The organism is Paenibacillus sp. J22FR21 (genome assembly GCF_056269135.1).
Genome location: NZ_JBWDNJ010000003.1, coordinates 1,024,307 through 1,041,347 on the forward strand (window position 1 = coordinate 1,024,307; position 17,041 = coordinate 1,041,347).

Sequence of the window (17,041 nt, forward strand, 5' to 3'; positions counted from 1 at the left end):
AAGGAGAAATGACAGTGAATTTACGTGTATGGTCGAGAAACACCTGGAAGACGGCAGCTCTTGCATTGGTTATATTGGTAGTTGCAGGTTGTGGGTCCAATAAGCAGGCAGCTAATGGGGAAACGGAAATTACGGTACTGCTCGATTGGTATCCGAATGCCGTGCATACGTTCCTGTATGCGGCACAAGAGCAGGGATACTTTAAAGAGGCTGGTTTGAAAGTGAATCTGCAAACGCCGGCGGACACGAACGATGCGCTGAAGCTGGTGGCAACCGGTAAAGCGGATCTGGCGCTGAGCTATCAAATGCAGGTGGCGATCTCACGTTCCGAAGGGATTCCGATCGTGTCTGTCGGCGCAATCGTTCGTCATCCGCTCAATCAATTGCTTGTGCTCGATTCGCCCGAGATTCGCAGTCCCAAGGATCTGGTCGGCCGAAAAATCGGTTACCCTTCGATCCCGCTCGATGAAGCGATTGTCAATACGATGGTGAAGTCAGACGGCGGCGACCCGTCGAAGCTGTCTTATACAGATGTTGGCTGGGATCTGATTCCGGCGATGACGACGAAGAAGGTCGACGCGATCATCGGCGGTTACGTGAATCACGAGAAGCTTTTATTGGAGAAAGAGGGCGAGAAGCTGACGGCCTTCGATCCTTCCAAATACGGCGTGCCGGATTACTATGAGCTGGTACTTACCGCAAGTGAAGAAGGGCTGAACAGTAAGCGTGACGCCATTAAGAAATTCATAGAGGCAGCGGGCAAAGGGCAGGCCTATACGGCAAGCCATCCGGATGAAGCGCTGCAGCTGCTGCTGGATGAGCAGAGCGCAGACTTCCCGCTGGATGCTGCTGTCGAGAAACAAAGCTTAGCGATCTTACTGCCCTTGATGGATGCTGGAACAGAGCCTTTTGCCAGTCAGTCGGAGCAATCATGGAACGACGTGATTACGTGGCTGACCGAGCAAGGTCAGATCTCGAAGAGCGTGAAGGCAGCAGAAGCATTCCGCAATTTGTAAGGCGAGGAGAGTCGGACAGATGAATGAACGATATTCAAGGCAGATGCTGTTTGCGCCAATCGGAGAAGCCGGTCAGCAGAAGCTGAAGGACAGTGCGGTCTTGATTGTCGGCATGGGCGCGCTGGGCACGGTGTTGGCTAACCATATGGTAAGAGCCGGTGTAGGTCTGGTGCGGTTCGTGGACCGGGATTATGTGGAGCAGAGCAATTTGCAGCGGCAAATGTTATTCGATGAGGACGATGTTCGGCAAGGCTATCCCAAGGTCATCGCTGCCGAGAAGAAACTGCGCAAGATCAACTCCGATGTCAGGCTCGAAGCGATTGTGGCCGATGTCACCGTTCATAATATAGAATCCCTCCTAGAGGGAATCGATTTGGTTCTGGATGGGACGGATAATTTCCAAACGAGATTTCTGCTCAATGATGCATGCTTTAAGATGGGCATTCCCTTCACGTATGGCGGTGCGGTCAGCTCGCGAGGGATGAGCGCGATTCTGGTTCCGGGAAGCACGCCTTGCTTGCGCTGCTTCATACAATCTGCCGATGCCAGCGGGCAAACTTGCGATACGATCGGCGTCATTGCGCCTGTCGTCGATATTGTCGCTTCCTATCAAGCCGTAGAAGCGATGAAATATTTGGTCGGAGCGCATGACAAACGCAGAAACAGTCTGGTTACCTTTGATCTGTGGGCCAATCACGCCTACGATATGAAGCTTGGCGAACCACGGAGCAACTGTCCCTGCTGCCAATTAAAGCAATATCCCGCTCTGGATAAGGCTGAGCAAGATTCGGCTATCTCCTTGTGCGGACGAGAAACGGTGCAAATGGCCGGGAACGGTCCTATTGATCTGGAGGTATGGCGAGCGCGACTTGCGCCAGCGGTGGTAGAGGTGAGCGTGAATGCTTATCTGCTTCGAGCTGAACTGCCGGAGGGAGAGAGACTTGTCTTATTTCCGGATGGTCGCGTATTCGTGCAGGGAACGGATGATTTGGTTCGCGCGAAGATTTTGTATGCCCGCTATATCGGATCTTAATAGGGAGGGACTAGTAGAATGAAAGAGTTTCGTTTATATGCGATTACAGGAGAGCAATTCCACCCCGGACGTGACATGATCGAAGTCATGGAGGAAGCGATTCTAGGCGGCGTGGATATCATTCAGCTGCGGGATAAAACGAGCGGTAAACCAGAGCTGCTGCGGAAAGCGCAGGCGCTTCGGGAGCTTACCAGGAAGCATGGCGTTACGTTTATCGTAAACGACCACATCGATGTTGCGATGGAGGTCGATGCGGATGGCATCCATCTGGGCCAAGATGATGTGCCGCTGCATGAAGCAAGACGAATCGTTGGCAGCAAAATCATCGGCATCTCCACACATAAACTAGAAGAAGCGCTTCAGGCGGAACGTGATGGTGCAGATTATATCGGCGTTGGTCCTGTTTTCGCTACGAAGACGAAAGTCGATGTCGTTGATCCGGTTGGAGTATCGTATGTACGTGAGGTTGCGGCGAGCGTGCGAATTCCTTTTGTAGCCATTGGCGGCATTAAACTTGGCAACGTAGATGAAGTACTTGCCGCAGGCGCGACACGCATTTGTGTAGTTAGCGGAATTGTCGGAAGCAGCGATGTGCGCGGGACTTGTGAAGCGTTCCTCGAGAAGCTGAATAAATAGGGGTTGGTGTGCTTATGGTGCTTGTAATCAATGGTCAGAAGCAGGAACTGGAAGCCCGGACGATTCAGGATGTCATTATCCATTATGGGTTAGCCGGCAAACCGATCGTGGTTGAGGCGGACGGCGCTGTGCTTACTGCCGCACAATGGGAGACCGCGGCGGTTCGACAAGACATGCAAATCGAGCTTGTTCATTTTGTCGGAGGAGGTTGAAGTAAACGGATGAAGCAGGATGTATTCAAGATTGGCGGCCGTGAATTATCTTCTCGTTTCTTTATCGGTACAGGACTTTTCCCTAATCCCTATGTGCAAATGGAAGCGATCAAAGCCTCGGGTGCTCAGGTGCTGACCTTTGCTATTCGGCGCATTAACTTAGAATCCACTGAGGACGATTCTATTCTGCAGCATGTGCAGGATGGTGAATATATCTATCTACCGAATACGTCCGGTGCAAGGACAGCGGACGAAGCGGTTCGAATCGCCCGATTGGCGCGCGCATCCGGCCTGAGCGACTGGATCAAAGTCGAGATTAGCGCGAATGAACGGACACTGCTGCCGGACCCGATTGAAACGTTGAAAGCGACGGAAATCCTCGTGAAAGAAGGGTTTACAGTGCTTCCGTATATTACGGATGATCCAATCATGTGCAAAAGACTTGAAGAAGCGGGAGCGGCGGCAGTAATGCCCGGCGCAGCCCCAATCGGTACGGGACTTGGCATTCTGAATCCCTATCATTTAAGTCTGATCGTTGAAGATGCCCAAGTACCGATCATCGTGGATGCCGGACTTGGTTCGGTGAGCGATGTCGCGCAAGCGATGGAGCTTGGCGTATCGGCAGTCCTTATGAACACCCCAGTTGCCAAAGCCAGAAATCCTGTCGGCATGGCGCAAGCGATGCGAATGGGCATTGAAGCAGGTCGTCTTGCTTATCTATCCGGTCGGATTGAGAAGAAACGGTATGCGTCGGCAAGCAGCGGTTTGGATGCGTTTAAATTGAAATAATGGCGAACTAGTGAGCGAGTACTTGGGAGAGTTGGTCTGGAAATGAAAGAGAGCATTGTGGTCATGGGAGGCGGAGTCATCGGATTATCCTGTGCATACGAGTTACAGCAGCGGGGTTATCAGGTTACGGTGCTGGAAATCAATCGCTGCGGAGGCCAGGCGTCCGGAGCGGCCGCGGGCATGCTGGCGCCATATTCCGAGAATGTAGAGGGTTCCGATGCTTTTTTCCGCTTTTGCCTGGAAAGTCTACAGCTTTATCCCGATTGGCAGGCCGGTGTGAAGGAGATTTCCGGGCAAACCTTCGAATACACGAACTCAGGCAGTCTCTATATTGCGTACCATGATGCGGATTTGCTGGCACTGGAAGGTAGACTCTTATGGCAGCGTCAGTACGGTTCCTCCGGCAGCATAGTGGAAGGGGATGCGTTGCTGCGTCTTGAGCCTCATCTGTCAACGAATGTAAGAGCTGCGCTGCATACACCGGAGGAGAGTCATCTCTATGCCCCTCATTATGTCAAAGCGCTGGAGCAAGCTTGCCGATTGCTGGGAGTTTGTATCCATGAGAATCTCGAGCAGCTTAGCGTAGTTGAGTGGGAGAGCGAGATACGTATTCAATCTGCCGATGGACGTCTGTTCAGCGGAGATCGATTGCTGGTGTGCTCGGGGGTATGGGCGCAAGAGCTCTCCGATACGTTTGGCATTCAAATTCCCGTGTACCCGATTCGCGGTCAAATTTGTGCATATGAAGTTGAAGCGAAGCCGGTTCAGCATATGGTCTTCGGCAATCAGGGCTATCTGGTGGGCAAAGAAAACGGGACCGTCGTATGCGGTGCTTCCGAGGATGTTGCCGGCTTCGATACTTCCGTTACGGCCAAGGGGATCGAGCGTCTTACGAGATGGAACAAGAAGGTGTTCCCGTTTCTGGGAGAGAGAGAGCCGTTTCATCGCTGGGCCGGCTTGCGCCCCTCCACGCAGGATGGGCTTCCGCTAATCGGTGCAGTCGACGCTGCTAAGCGAGTGGTGTTTGCGGTTGGGCATTATCGCAATGGCATTCTGCTTAGTCCTGCGACCGCCAAGCTGGCAGCGGATTGGATCGAAGGGAAGAGGGCGGCATCGCCGGACTATGATGCGTTCTTGCCGGGGCGGTTTTCCTAGAAGAGAAAAGGATTCTATAATCATACAAGGCAAGGCTTTCACATTCATTTGTGGAGTCTTGCCTTTTCTTATATTCATTCATCGAACTGTTCATCATTCTCGTCATATAAACGTTATTGGTGTCATGCTGATTCGTAGTTAAAATACGGGATTCAACTATATGATTAATAGGCTAATCGTTCACATTTCAATTAAAGGGGAGATTATTTGAATGGTAAGGTTTAAAAAGGTCATCGCTTTATTCTGTATTCTTACTCTGGTTGCATCATTAATCAGTATAAGTCCAGTGGCAGCCGGTGCATCGTCTCTAAATTCCTACTATGTGGATGCAATAAACGGAAATGATAATAATAGTGGATTGAGTCCAGGTCAGGCTTGGAAGACGTTAAACAAGGTAAACGGTACGGATTTCGTGCCCGGCGATCAGATTTTGTTCAAAGCAGGAGACATCTGGAATGGCCATTTAACCATAGATGACTCCGGATATGGTGCAAACCGCATTACGTTCGACAAATTCGGTGAAGGTCCGAAACCGATTATTGCGGGTGGAGGCTTGCCGAAAACGATTTTTGTTAAAAATGCGGAATATGTAACCATCAAAAATCTTGAAATAACGAATGATGCGCCTGAAAACGATCACCGTTATGGCATTTTCGTATCCAATGATACAGGCAGAACATTAAGAAGCTTACACTTTGAGAGCTTAGATATCCATAATGTGAAAGGTAATTATGCAGGCAGCTTGCGTTTCTGGTCAGCTGCGATCGGCTTTAATGCTTATAAAAGCAATTCATCTTATGATGACTTTCTGATCGCGGACAGCCATATCTACGATAATGAGAGCCATGGCATACAAAGCGATGGAGATGAAGCTGTCAAAGATCATACTTTTTTTACGAACGTAGTAATAAGAAATAACTTTTTTGAAAGAAATGGAAACGGAGATATCGTTGTCGGTCTCTGCGACTCTCCTCTGATTGAGTACAACACTTCCTACGATCAGGGCGGCGGTTTCGAAGGTTACGGCTATACCGTTTCCATGTGGGAATGGCTCAGCAAGAATGCGGTCTTCCAAAATAACGAAGTCGCCTACACGAATCATGACCCGCTGCAAGATAACGATGACGGGGATTCGCAGGCTTTCGATGCCGACATCGCGACGGTTGACCGAGTTACGTTCCAGTACAATTACAGCCATGACAACGCGGGAGGTTTTCTGCTGGTCATGGGCAATTCCCAGGAGAACTATAAAGGCGCGACCGTGCGATACAACGTGAGTTTCAACGACCATAAAACCAACGTTAACGAAAATACGACCTTATCGATTAATCACGCGGGTTCAGAGGGATCGTTTATCTACAATAACGTGTTCTACAATAACATCGAAGATGAAGGTATCCATATCAAGTCGCTCGCAACGGATACGGCTAAAATTTATTATCAGAACAATATTTTCTATGCGAACGCAGCTTCGACCTATCCTTCCGCTTCTGATTCCAATAACGTGTTTGACTATAACGGCTACTTTGGAACCGGAAATATTGCGCCGGTTGAAGACTCGCACGCCATCACGGCGGATCCGAAATTTGCCGACCCGATACCGGCGGTTCCTACGGATGGCATGGAAGGCGCGGACGTATTCAAGTTGAGCTCGGATTCCCCGTATATTAACGCGGGAACAGTCATTGCGGATAATGGCGGCAGAGATTTCTGGGGCAATACGCTCTATAAAGGCGCTCCCGATATTGGAGCTCATGAATTCGGCAGTCCCAAAGCAGCGGCGGTGACCGTATCGCCTAAGCCGTTAGTTATCCCTGATGCGGTAGATCCGGCTATTCACGCCGGAAGTTGGTCCTTGAAGGCTGTTTCTACAGACACAGCTTCAAACAGTGAATTGAAGCAGACCCTTACAGGTATACAACGAAATACGGATTATGAGGCAAAGGTTTGGGTGAAAGGCGCGGGCGGATATACGTTATCGGTCAGCGATGGAACTACCGTAATCGATGATATATCCTTTGAAGCTTCGAATGAATGGACTCAAATTCAATTGCCTGTGAATAGCGGAAATGCCAGCGCGCTGGTTTATGCGCTGACAGAGACAGGAGGGACAGCAGGAACTGCGTACTTCGACGATGCTTATCTGGGAGTCGCGGACGGAGCGAATTTGCTCGAAAACAGCAGTTTTGAATATGGTAACAGGCCGTGGACAATAGGAGATGTGTTCTCGCTGTACCATACAATTGCACCCACAAATCCTGATGATCCGACGCCGGAACCTGAGCCGGAGCTTCCGACAACGGCGGAACAAGTGAATGATGATTTCGACGGCAGCAGTTTGAACGCTAGGTGGAAGTGGATTTCAGAAGATCCGTTGAAATGGAGTCTGTCCTCGAATCCGGGAAAAATGAATATCGCGAGCAGCGGCGGGGATGTCGATTCGACTAAAAACGTATTGCTCCAATGGGCGCCTAAAGGCGATTTTACGATCGAAACCAAAGTATCCGCCATTCCGACGGCGGATTGGGAGCAGACCGGTTTATTGGTTTATATCGATGGTGCCAACCACATTAAACTTAACCGAGTCCATGACGGCGAACTGAAATTCCAGTTTGGGTATAAGCAAGCCGGCGTATGGAATAGCGGTACTTACACGAATATCAACGATACCGATGATGATAATCCCGACTATTACCTGAAGCTGGAGAAAAGAGGCGCAACCTATACGGGGTACTACTCGCAAGATGGTACAGCTTATACCAAGATAGGCAGCTATACCGTTTACCTCCCCGGTAATAAACGGATCGGTCTGTATAACTGCAATGGAACGAACGTCATTGCCGATTTCGATTATTTCCGCATGACAAGCTTGGATGCCAATGCAGGCGAACCGACAGCGCCGCCGACAACACCGCCGACGGTGCCTAACGAAGCGCACAGCGGCGATTACGCGATTAAAGTCGACAATAACTTAGCTGGAAGTGCCTGGAAGTCTATGGGGTACAGCAATATAGCAGTTGCGCCGAATACCAACGTGGTATTCAAGGCATGGGTGAAAGGAAGCGGAGGCGTTAAAGTAGTCATAGCCAACGCGGATTGGACTACACTTGCCGAGAAGGACTTACCCGCAAAGGGCGAATGGAAAGAAGTAAGCAGTGAGATTAATACCGGATCTAATAATGTTATGCATGTCATGCTTAAAACGACGGATTCCTCCACAACGATGTTTATCGATGATGTTTTCTTTGGAACGTCGGGCGGGCAGAACGGCATCGAGAACTCCGACTTTGAAGACGGGTCTGGCCCTTGGTGGGGAGTGAGCGCACCATTCTCCCTAGAAGAGAAAACGCCGCCTCCGCCTACTGACTATGTGCACAGCGGATCAAAAGCAATCAAAGTCGATAATAACTCGGCTGCCAGTGCCTGGAAGGCTATGGGGAACAGTTTTATTGCGGTTACGCCGAATACCGATATGGTATTTAAGGCATGGGTGAAAGGAAGCGAAAATTTAAAAGTCGTTCTATTCAATGAGAATTGGAGTCTATTAGACGAGAGAGATATATCTGCAAACGACGAATGGAAAGAAGTAAGTAGCGGTGAGTTCAATACCGGAGCTAATGCCGCGATGCATGTCATGCTCAAAACGACAGATACATTTAATACGATGTTCATCGATGATGTTTTCTTAGGAACATCCGGCGGGGAGAACCTCATCAAGAATGCCAGCTTTGAAAAAGGGGCGCTCCCTTGGAAAGATGTGACCGGGCCATTCTCCCTTGTTGAAGTCATCGATCCATTTAGTAAGCCTGCGTTTTATTCGTTGAGGGACAAATCGATACGAGAAAACAACCCGCTGTTGTTCACGATTCATGCAGCGGATAAGAATGGAGATTCTTTGACCTATAGTGCGGAGAATCTGCCTGCAGGTGCCGCATTCAATGCTTCATCCCGTATTTTCAGCTGGACGCCTACGTATTCGCAAGCAGGCGTGTACACGGTTACGTTTCATGTAACCGATGGAACAAGCACCGTTTCTGAAGATGTACAAATCAGCGTGCTTGACGGACCAACGCCGCCAACGATACCGTCAACGACACCAAATACACCGACACCGTCCCCGCAGCCCGGTACCGTGATTATTGCAGCGAATCCTGACGGTAACGGTAAAGCTGTCGTCGACGTGAAGGCAAATGAGATTCAGGCAGCTATACTTGACGCGAAAGCCTCTATTGTAGACATTATCGTTGAAGGAGCAGCATCGGCCAAAGCGGTAATCGTTAATCTGTCCGGCGACTCCATTCAAACCGCGCTCGACAACAAAATCAAGCAGTTCAATATTAATACCGGACTTGCCGTGATCTCGATTTCGACGGAACTGTTGAAGAAGCAAGACGGAGCCTCCGGAAATGTTCAACTTTCGGTCACGAATGTCGATTCCCAGGCGCTATCAGAAGAAGTAAAAGCAGCTGTTGGCAGCCACCCGGTCTACGACTTAAACCTCAGCGTCGACGGGAAGCAAATTAGCCAATTCGGGGATCAAGCCGTGACGGTGAAGCTGAACTACACGTTGAAGCCGGGAGAAGACCGGAATCAAATCATCATTTATTACCTGAATGATAACGGCAAGCCGGAAATCGTGAAGAACGGCAAATTCGATTCCGCGACCGGTCAAGTGACATTCAGTGCGACGCATTTCAGCAAATATGCAATTGCCTTTAACGAAGTAAGCTTTAACGACATTGCCAACGTATCCTGGGCGCAAGAAAGCATAGAAGCATTGGCAGCAAGAGGCATTATCCAAGGCATTGGGGGAGACAGCTTTAAACCCAATGATCAGCTGACAAGAGCAGCGTTTATTACGATGCTAATGAATGCCTTTGAGTTCATCGACAGTAAGGCCACAACTTCTCTGACTGATGTGAAGAATGACACATGGTATTACGGTGCAATCGCATCGGCACAACAACTCGGTATCGTTAAAGGTAAACCAGACGGCAATTTTGGCGTTAATGATACGATTTCGAGGCAGGACATGGCAGTCATGATTTACAACGCAGGGTTATTGGTAAAAGCGAACTTTAAAGGTAACGGCGAGGCAGCTTCGTTCCAGGATCAATCCCAAATCGCGGCATACGCCGTAAACGCGGTAGAAGCTATTCAACAAGCCGGAATCATTAACGGTGTAGGAAATGGGAAATTCGCACCTCGGGATGTGGCAACAAGAGCACAGGCTGCTGTTGTCATTTGGAAAATGTTCACGATTGCGAAGTAACATCTCGGTAGTATGAAGACATTCATTCAAGAGATGGCTCTTTGACTCAAAGAGCCATCTCATGAAAGGAGGAAGTAGGCATGGGTAAGCGAGTTACGAAGAAGCGATTTCACTTCAAATTCAAACCTATGTTGGTAGTTATTGCGGCAATTGCAGTTTCCTTTACGACTTTTATAATCGTCGGTTATTCAAAGGATAACAATGGGGAGTCTAGTGTTGTAGCAACTGTGAACGATGAACCGATCACCGTGCAAGAATTAATGCCTAAACTCGTCAAGCATCGTTCTGAAGTATTGGCGTATTTTAAGAAGAAACACAACGTTGAACCCGGAGAAGATTTCTGGACAAGCAGCTTCGATGGAGAGATACCAGCAGAAATGCTAAAGAAGTTTGCTTTGGATGCGTGCATCTCGATTAAAGTTCAGCAGATCGCGGGACAAGAAAAGGGACTGGTTGAGGATATCAGCTACTCGCAATTTCTAGAAGATCTGAAGAACGAAAATGCAAGACGGGCAACGGCTATCGCAAACAAGAAAGTCATCTATGGTCCGCAGCAGTATACGGAAGATGTTTATTTTGCGAAATTGTTTACAGATATGACTCATCAGTTAATGGACAAAGTAAATGAACAACTTATCGTTTCGGAGGAAGATATCAAGCACTATTATGAGCAAGCTATAAATGAAAATAAGTATAAGAAAATAGAAAAAGTAAAGGTAGAGAAAATAGCTTTCCATTTTACAGCCGGAGATGATAAGAGTAAGACTGCTGCAAAGGAAATGGCTGAAAAAGTACGGAAGAAATTCGCTAACGGAGATTCATTAAATGAACTATCAGATTTGTATGGAAAGAAATCTGTAATTAATGTAGAATCCGGCGAACAGATATTTGATTCTACGACAAGTCATGAAGATTATATGCCCGCCACTCATGAATTTACCGAACAAGCGATTGGCTTATCTGTAGGGCAGGTGAGTGAGGTTTTCGAATACAACAAAGCTTATTATGTCGTGAAGTGTATCGAGAAATCGGATGAGGGATTCAATAAACTGGAGGAAGTTAATGATTCGATCACTCAATTATTGAAAGATAAGAAGTATGCCTCTTACGTTGACGATTTGGTCAAGCATGCAACCGTTGTGATCGATAAAGAAGTATATAGAACGCTGAAGACAGCCTGATCCCACCTCGAAGTTAATCCCTATCATACAATCCTTGTACTCCTTCATAATAATGGTATGGTATAATAGTCCTATTAACAGACTGATAGATCTACTACACGGAGGGGTCAGGATGAGGCTAGTCACAAGATCAGATTTCGATGGGTTGGTTACGGCGGTTTTATTCCGAAAGCTAGGCATGATCGATGATATGAATTGCTGATAGCGCCGCAAGAGTCGTCTATGATTTCTATGGGGGACGAGATAAGTTCGGTTCGTTCTTCGATAGTATCATGGAAGGTGTAGACAAGGCGGATGCCGCAAAGTTTGGCAAAGAGGATATATTGAATCCGCAAGGCTGGGATTTACTCTCCTTTATTATGGACTCTCGCACGGGGCTTGGCCGCTATCGTGATTTCCGTATAAGCAATTACCAGCTGATGGAGAAGTTGGTTGGTCTATGTCTGGAACAATCGCTTGAAGAGATCATGCAGGATGAAGACGTGAAACAACGGGTGGAAAGGTATTTTGAACTGGATCTATTGTTCCGTGAGATGCTCGCTGCCCATACGCGCGTAGAAGGGAATGCGATCGTTACGGATCTCAGAGGTGTGGAAACCATCTATCCGGGCAATCGTTTCTTGGTGTACGCCCTTCATCCGGAGCAGAATGTGTCGCTGTGGATCGTGGATGGATACCAAAAACAGAATTGCGCGATCGCTTGCGGACATAGCATCGTGAATCGCTCATGCAGTGTCCCGGTTGGCTATCTGATGCGGGAATTCGGTGGCGGCGGACATGAAGCTGCCGGAACTTGCCAAGTGCCGTACGAATCTGCGGATGAAGCCATCGAAGCTCTTATTAATCGATTTAATTGAGATTGAGATGGAACCCTTTGGAATGTATTCCAAAGGGTTTTGCTTTTATGAGTCGAACTCTTCTTTAATAGGAAAAAGTTGAAAGGAATCGACATGACTACCTCACCGGCGCGTATCAATTGTATGCAATGCCTCCATTACTATGTGACGTGGGACCCGAAGTTCCCCCGAGGCTGCAAAGCATTTAAGTTCAAAACGTCCACGATGCCAAGTGCTGCCGTTCTATCTTCATCCGGCAAGCCCTGCATGAACTTCGAGGCAAAACTGAAATAGGACACCGATCCGATGAGGATCGATGCCCTATAATAGCGTTTGAAAGCTGTGCGATTATTGCTGACTTGCTAGAATCGCCTGTTCCAAATCATGAAGAATATCGGAGATGCCTTCCGTTCCAATGGATAAGCGAATCATCCCCGGGGAAACGCCGGTTGCAATCTGCTCATCTTCCTTAAGCTGCGCATGTGTCGTGCTGGCCGGATGAATAATAAGCGACTTCGAATCCCCGACATTCGCCAAGTGAGAGAACAGCTTCACGTTCTCGATCACCTTTTTCCCTGCAGTCAAGCCGCCTTTAATACCGAACGTCAGAATAGCGCCTTGACCATTAGGCAGATACTTTTGCGCATTGTCATAGGACGGATGGCTCTGCAGGCCAGGGTAACTTACCCACTCGACAGCCTCATGTGCTTCAAGAAACTGAGCCGTTGCCAGTGCGTTAGAGGAATGACGCTCCATACGCAGATGCAGCGTTTCCAAGCCTTGCAGCAGCATGAAGGAGTTGAACGGAGAAATTGCAGCTCCCATATCACGCAGCAATTGCACACGTGCTTTAATAATATAAGCGATCGGTCCGACAGCATCCGTATACACGACTCCATTATAGCTAGGATCCGGTTCTGTCAGGCCTGGGAAGCGACCGCTGCCTTTCCAATCGAATTTACCGCCATCTACGATGATGCCGCCGATCGAAGTGCCATGTCCGCCAATAAACTTGGTCGCGGAATGAACGACAATATCCGCACCATGCTCAATCGGACGAAGCAAGTAGGGGCTAGGGAACGTGTTATCTACAATTAGAGGAAGACCGTTCTCATGGGCAATGGAGGCTACTGCTTCAATATCAAGCACATCCCCCTTAGGGTTGCCGATGGTTTCTGCGAAGATGGCCTTCGTTCTTTCATTAATGGCACTGCGGAAATTGTCCGGATTGCTTGGATCGACGAAATGAACCTTAATACCAAGCTTCGGCAATGTAGTGGAAAATAAATTATAAGTGCCGCCGTACAGACTTGCTGCGGAGACAATTTCATCTCCTGCTTCTGCAATATTAAGAATGGAGTATGTAATGGCAGCCATTCCCGAAGAAGTAGCTAATGCTGCAGGCGCGCCTTCGAGCGCGGCAATTCTTTTCTCGAATACATCTGTTGTGGGATTCATGATGCGCGTGTAGATGTTGCCGAACTCTTGAAGAGAGAATAAATTTGATGCATGCTCGGAATCGCGGAACCCATAAGAAGTCGTTTGGTAGAGCGGTACTGCACGTGACATCGTCGCGGGATCAATCTCTTGCCCTGCGTGTACAGCTAATGTTTCTAGGGAATAGTTGCGTTCTTCTGCCATTTCTACAATCATCCTCCTCAAATCTAGTTTCATATCTAGTTTCTCATAGTCTGATAGAAATTTCCATCTAAACAGGGGGCTTAAGACATGTCGATTACGGTTCCTGAGCTTGGAAAGCGCGCTTTGAACCGCGCATTGCTCGCGAGGCAAATGCTGCTGAAGCGCGTCAATCTGCCGGCACTGGATGCAATAGAGCGATTAGTCGGATTGCAAGCCCAAGCACCGAATTCGCCTTATTACGGTTTGTGGACGCGGCTCGAAGGTTTCCGGCAGGAAGAATTGAGCGAGCTTCTGCAAGAACGAAAGGCCGTTCGTATCGCGCTGATGCGCTCGACCATCCATTTGGTGTCTGCTCGCGATTGTTTGGCATTACGACCATGGGTACAAACCGTCCTTAACCGCGGATTAAAAGGTGCATACGGCAAACTTCTCACTGGTATAGATGAGAAGGAGCTTGCTGATGCAGGCCGTGCGCTGGTCGAGGAGCAACCGATGACCTCGAACGAGCTTGGTAAACGGCTTAGCGAGAAATGGCCGGACCGAGATCCCGAAGCCCTTGCAGCCGCAACTCGAAATTCAGTACCGCTTGTCCAATTGCCGCCACGCGGCCTTTGGGGTGAAAGCGGACAAGCTACACATACTTCTGCAGAAGCATGGTTAGGTCAGACTCTTTCTTCCGAACCGGAAATGGAGAAGATGATCCTCCGCTATCTGTCTGCCTTTGGCCCGGCTTCTGTGAAAGACATGCAGACGTGGTCGGGTTTAACTGGGCTGCGCAGTGAATTCGAGAAGCTCCGACCTAGACTCGTTAGCTTCCGTGACGAGCTGGGGAATGAGCTGTTCGATCTGCCGGATGCGCCGCGGCCTGATGCTGACAGTCCGTCCCCGCCTCGATTGCTGGGCGAGTTTGACAATATACTCTTGTCGCATGCTGATCGTACCCGGATTATCGATGATGCCTATCGTAATCGAGTATTTACGAAGAACGGCATCATCCGATCGGTTATCCTTGTTGACGGTTTTGTTAGCGGAATGTGGCATATGAATCGGGGAAGCGGAACGAGGACTGTATTAACCATTGAACCATTCAAGAAGCTTACTTCACAGGAAGGTGACGAATTAGCCGAAGAAGGAGCGCAACTGCTGAAATTCGTGGCTGGTGAGAATCAAGCCCATGAGATCCGGTTCAACTAATAGCTAGGGAGGAGCTGCTTGAGATGATAACGAGGCCATGTCAGATCAGTGAGATTCATCATCTTATCGAAGAATATACGCAGAGTCTATCTTCGCCATTCGATTCATTTCTCGAGGAACACATCGTTGCATCGACGTTCTACCTGTTTGAAGAAGAGGCTGCAGCCATCGGCTACTATGCGATCCATAATAATGAAACCTTAACCCAGTTCTATATCAGCCGCGCTTACCGGAAGCATTCGCAACCACTATTCAGCGAAGTGCTTGAAGGGAACACGTTAACCTCGATGCTTGTTCCGACCTGCGATGAACTGTTTCTAAGTCTGGCTTTGGATAAAGACTTCAAGATCGATAAGCAAGCTTACTTCTTTCAAGACAGCCAGGCGGAGCTATCGGAACATAAGGGGTCAGGAGACGAGACTTTCCGCTTAGCTATTCCGAATGACTTGCTTGCCATCGAGCAGGTTTGCGGCGATTTTCTAGATGATTATGAGCGCCGAATCCGTAACGGAGAGCTATTCACCTACTATAGAGGCACACTATTACTCGGAGTCGGCGTTATGGAGCAATCCAAGATGATTGCCGGAGTGGCAAGCATAGGGATGTTTACGAATGAGCAGGTTCGAAAGCAGGGGATTGGGAGGAACATCATTTTGCACTTGAAAAAATGGTGTTATGAGCACAATCTAACGCCTATATGCGGCTGTTGGTACTATAACGAAGCTTCAAAATTAACATTGGAAAGCGCGGGAATGGTTACGAAGACCAGACTGTTGAATATTAAAGTCATATAATACCAGCTGTCATGTACAACTGATGGTTCTATAGAAAATGGCGGCACGGGGAATGTACCCAAGGCCGCCATTTCTATATGATCTTCCATCTAAACATTAGGCGGCTTCTTCGGCAAACGATCAGCCTTCTTCAACGCTTCGCGGATCAGAAATTCGAGGTGTCCGTTGACGCTTCGGAATTCTTCGTTCGCCCACTGTTCTAACGCGCGATAAATTTCAGGATCTAGGCGAAGGGGAAACGCCCTCTTCTCAGTTGCGATCGATATCCGCCCCTTAGGAGTACAAGGTGCCCGTATTGATGACAGGCGTTGCGCCTTTATCGGATACGATGGCAACCATCAGATTGTTGACCATTACCGCGCGGCGCTCCTCGTCGAGGACAATCCCCTTGTCTTCCAGTTGACGAAGTGCCATGTCGACCATGCCCACCGCTCCCTCGACGATCTTGGATCTCGCCGCTACGATTGCGGTAGCCTGTTGTCGCTGCAGCATTGCGCTTGCGATTTCTTGCGCGTATGCGAGATGAATGAGACGTGTTTCAATGATTTGCACGCCGGAAAACAACAATTTGCTCTGCAGTTCCGTCAATAATTCCCTTGCCACATCATCCGCGTTACCTCGCAATGAAAACTGCTGCTCATCCGAAAACGTATCGTACGGATATTGCGCAGCAATATGCCGTACAGCCGTTTCGCTCTGAATTTCCACGAATTTCTCGTAATTATCCACGTTGAAGGATGCTTTCGCCGTATCCATAACCTTAAATACGACAACGGCCGCAATTTCCACCGGATTGCCCTGCGCGTCGTTTACTTTGAGCTTCTGGCTCGTGAAGTTGCGTACGCGAAGCGTTACCTTTCTCTTCTCTGTAAGCGGTAGCACCATCCATAGTCCGCTTTCGAGCACGGAACCCTTATATTTGCCGAAGAATGTGATGACTGCGCTCTCATTCGGATTCACGATGATTAGCGATGATAAGCAAACCACGAGCAGGATTAATTGAACGGCTCCGAGCGCGATAAGCGTGAAATTCGGCGTTTCGGCTACTCCTTTGACGAATGTCAAAATCATCAACACGAATAACATGATGGAAACAAATATAACGGCAAATCCATTTACGTGCCACGCTTTGTGTTCTTGCATGGTTATCCTCCTTGTCTGTGTGGGCATCGATCTTGATCGCTCAATACTTTAATATCTTTGTGATATTGTTATGATATCACTTTTCCCAAAGGTTTACAACTGATGCAGGACCCGGTTCCGACCTTAGACTGGGGGAAAA

Annotated in this window: 13 protein-coding genes; 11 read left to right on the plus strand and 2 right to left on the minus strand. The window is 48.6% G+C overall.

What is annotated here, in order from left to right; all coding sequences use genetic code 11:
* The first annotated feature begins 8 nt into the window (after nt 1–8).
* The 9 genes from AC0YNS_RS15140 to AC0YNS_RS15180 all read left to right on the plus strand — a co-directional run bounded on the left by AC0YNS_RS15140 (nt 9) and on the right by AC0YNS_RS15180 (nt 12,151).
* Nucleotides 9–1,016, plus strand: coding sequence for an ABC transporter substrate-binding protein (locus AC0YNS_RS15140; protein WP_475781804.1), 1,008 nt, complete (start codon nt 9–11; stop codon nt 1,014–1,016).
* 19 nt (nt 1,017–1,035) lie between these two features.
* Nucleotides 1,036–2,049 carry a ThiF family adenylyltransferase gene (locus tag AC0YNS_RS15145; RefSeq protein WP_475781805.1) on the plus strand — a complete coding sequence of 338 codons (1,014 nt, stop codon included), beginning with the start codon at nt 1,036–1,038 and terminating at the stop codon, nt 2,047–2,049.
* 18 nt (nt 2,050–2,067) lie between these two features.
* Complete coding sequence (gene thiE / locus AC0YNS_RS15150; RefSeq protein WP_475781806.1) at nt 2,068–2,685, plus strand: thiamine phosphate synthase; 618 nt, start codon at nt 2,068–2,070, stop codon at nt 2,683–2,685.
* Nucleotides 2,686–2,699: 14 nt separating this feature from the next.
* Nucleotides 2,700–2,897 carry a sulfur carrier protein ThiS gene (gene thiS / locus AC0YNS_RS15155; protein WP_475781807.1) on the plus strand — a complete coding sequence of 66 codons (198 nt, stop codon included), beginning with the start codon at nt 2,700–2,702 and terminating at the stop codon, nt 2,895–2,897.
* Nucleotides 2,898–2,906: 9 nt separating this feature from the next.
* Nucleotides 2,907–3,686, plus strand: coding sequence for a thiazole synthase (locus AC0YNS_RS15160; protein WP_090985733.1), 780 nt, complete (start codon nt 2,907–2,909; stop codon nt 3,684–3,686).
* 42 nt (nt 3,687–3,728) lie between these two features.
* Nucleotides 3,729–4,841, plus strand: coding sequence for a glycine oxidase ThiO (gene thiO, locus AC0YNS_RS15165; protein WP_475781808.1), 1,113 nt, complete (start codon nt 3,729–3,731; stop codon nt 4,839–4,841).
* A 211-nt stretch (nt 4,842–5,052) separates the two neighbouring features.
* Complete coding sequence (locus AC0YNS_RS15170; RefSeq protein ID WP_475781809.1) at nt 5,053–10,113, plus strand: S-layer homology domain-containing protein; 5,061 nt, start codon at nt 5,053–5,055, stop codon at nt 10,111–10,113.
* A gap of 80 nt (nt 10,114–10,193) precedes the next feature.
* Complete coding sequence (locus AC0YNS_RS15175; RefSeq protein ID WP_475781810.1) at nt 10,194–11,294, plus strand: peptidylprolyl isomerase; 1,101 nt, start codon at nt 10,194–10,196, stop codon at nt 11,292–11,294.
* Nucleotides 11,295–11,566: 272 nt separating this feature from the next.
* Nucleotides 11,567–12,151, plus strand: a complete 585-nt coding sequence (locus AC0YNS_RS15180) for a hypothetical protein (RefSeq protein ID WP_475781811.1) — start codon at nt 11,567–11,569, stop codon at nt 12,149–12,151.
* 327 nt (nt 12,152–12,478) lie between these two features.
* Here the strand turns inward: AC0YNS_RS15180 and AC0YNS_RS15185 are convergent, their stop codons facing one another.
* A complete protein-coding gene (locus AC0YNS_RS15185; protein WP_475781812.1) occupies nt 12,479–13,771 on the minus strand; it encodes a homocysteine synthase in 1,293 nt (430 codons plus the stop codon).
* Nucleotides 13,772–13,858: 87 nt separating this feature from the next.
* Between AC0YNS_RS15185 and AC0YNS_RS15190 the strand changes: the two genes are divergently transcribed.
* Together AC0YNS_RS15190 and AC0YNS_RS15195 are read left to right on the plus strand one after the other, a co-directional pair.
* Nucleotides 13,859–14,965: a winged helix DNA-binding domain-containing protein gene (locus AC0YNS_RS15190; protein ID WP_475781813.1), complete on the plus strand. Its 1,107-nt coding sequence runs from the start codon at nt 13,859–13,861 to the stop codon at nt 14,963–14,965.
* Between the two features lie 23 nt (nt 14,966–14,988).
* Complete coding sequence (locus tag AC0YNS_RS15195; protein ID WP_475781814.1) at nt 14,989–15,759, plus strand: GNAT family N-acetyltransferase; 771 nt, start codon at nt 14,989–14,991, stop codon at nt 15,757–15,759.
* Between the two features lie 273 nt (nt 15,760–16,032).
* On the opposite strand, the gene AC0YNS_RS15200 is transcribed toward AC0YNS_RS15195, so the two are convergent.
* Complete coding sequence (locus AC0YNS_RS15200) at nt 16,033–16,902, minus strand: SPFH domain-containing protein (protein WP_475781815.1); 870 nt, start codon at nt 16,900–16,902, stop codon at nt 16,033–16,035.
* Nucleotides 16,903–17,041: the final 139 nt, after the last annotated feature.